This window comes from Ideonella sp. P3_A4 (assembly GCF_056403075.1).
In genome coordinates this window covers 1-1952 of the sequence record NZ_JBFUGE010000888.1, presented here as the reverse complement: position 1 = coordinate 1952, position 1952 = coordinate 1, and the positions used below count along the sequence as shown (strand labels likewise).

2 protein-coding genes are annotated in these 1952 nt (G+C 65.5%); both read left to right on the top strand.

The window, feature by feature from the left end; genetic code table 11:
* The coding region (locus AC1DYI_RS34100) for a PhoX family protein (RefSeq protein ID WP_477208534.1) at positions 1-852 on the top strand (852 nt) is incomplete at its 5' end.
* Between the two features lie 326 nt (positions 853-1178).
* Positions 1179-1952 (top strand): DUF1906 domain-containing protein (locus tag AC1DYI_RS34095; RefSeq protein ID WP_477208535.1); only part of this gene is annotated, 774 nt, incomplete at its 3' end.

Sequence of the window (1952 nt, the reverse complement as noted above, 5' to 3'; positions counted from 1 at the left end):
GCCAACCGCGTCAAGCAAGACAAGACCATCGTCGTCGGCACCGACGACTCCACCGTCGAAGGCCAGATCTACGTCTACGTCGGCCAGAAGCAAAGCACCGGCAACGTGGTCCAGAAGGCCGGCCTGCACGGCGGCAAGCTGTATGCGGTCAAGGTCACCGGCAACCAGAGCGAAGACCTGACCGACCAGCCCTTCGGCGCTGCCGCCGACGGCACCTTCACGCTGGTCGACGTGACGCCCACCGCTTACGGCAACGGCAGCGGCCTGGCGCTGAACACGCAAACCGTGGCCGGCGGTGGCAGCAACTTCATGCGGCCGGAAGACGCCGGCTGGAGCTGGAAGAACCCGAAGTCGCTGCACGTGGCCACCACCTCCAGCACGACAGGCCGTTCGCGCATCTGGGAATTCAACTTCGCCGACATCGCCAACCCCGAGCTGGGCGGCACGGTCCGCGTGGCCGGTGACGGCGGCGCCAACGGCTCGGTGTTCCAGATGGCCGACAACCTGACGACCGACAAGAAGACCGGCCATGTCATCTTCTCGGAAGACGTGGGCAACAACGCTCGCCTGGGCAAGGTCTGGGGCCTGAACCCCGCCACCGGCGCGCTGGTCGAGCTGGCCACGCATGATGCCAACCGGTTCCTCAACGCCGGCCCTGATTTCCTGACGCAGGACGAAGAATCCTCCGGTGTGCTCGACATCAGCGACCTGTTCAAGAACGTCCCGGGCTACGACGTGCGCACCACGCGCTACTACCTGCTCGACACCCAGGCGCACTACCCGATCGCCGGCGAAGCGGTCGAAGGCGGCCAATTGCAGTTGCTGGCGGTGCCGGCGAAGCTGGTCAAGTAGACCAACTCGAAAACCGTCCGCTATTGGCCGGCCGCCCGCAAGGGTTGGCCGGCTTTTTTCATTCTTCTGCCACATTCGCTTGCCGTATGCGCTTGCATTGCGCAACGGTTCAAACCCGCCGACGCATATTCGTAATTGCCTACAACGCGACTACAGCCCATCCTGCGCGCCGACGCCGTGGGTTCCTGCGACGCGTCCTCTCAAGAAACGATGGGTCCGCTCCCGAATTTCTTGATCCCCCTCGGGGGGCGGGCCGGTCACGGCCCTGGGGGCCTCAGTGCCGCTGCCCACTGCGTTCTCAACCACAAGGAGATCACCCAGTGAAGATGCAAAGAAACGGTTCCCCCCGAACCTGGCTTTCGTTGGCAGCGCTGGCCGGGGTTGGCCTGACGCTGTGCGGCGCCGCGCAGGCCGTGCCCGCAGGCAATGGTGTGATGCAAGGCCAGGGCTTCGATGCCTGCACCGCGCCCTCGACGACGTCGATGCAGAAGTGGTGGAGCGGCACGCCGTGGTCGTGGATCGGCGTCTACATCGGCGGAAATTCGCGCGCTTGCAGCCAGCCTAACCTGACCTCGTCGTGGTTCAACACCACCTACGCCCAGGGCTGGCGCTACGAGCTGCTGTGGGTCGGCCCGCAAGCGCCGTGCACGAGCTTCCCGCACCGCTTCAGCTCGGACACGGCCACCGCCTACCAGCAAGGCAAGACGGAGGCGATCGCCGCCTACAACGCGTTGAAGGCACTGGGCTTCGGCACCGCGCAGGACACGCCGGTCACCTACGACATGGAAGCCTTCTCGAACAGCAGCTCGTGCCGCGCCGCGGTCAAGTCGTTCATGCAGGGCTGGGTCGACCAGCTGGCCGTCGCGCCGGCGCAGGTCTCGGGCGTCTACGGCTCGGCCTGCGGCACTTACTTGAGCGACTACGCGTCGCTGGCACGCCCGCCGCGCTTCATCAACGCGGCAGACTGGGACCTGGACCATTCGACCTGGAACCTGTCGTGCATCAGCTCGGGCTACTGGGTCAACAGCCAGCGTTTCAAGCAGTTCCGCGGCGGCCACAACGAGACCTGGGGCGGCGTGACGATCAACATCGACAGCAAC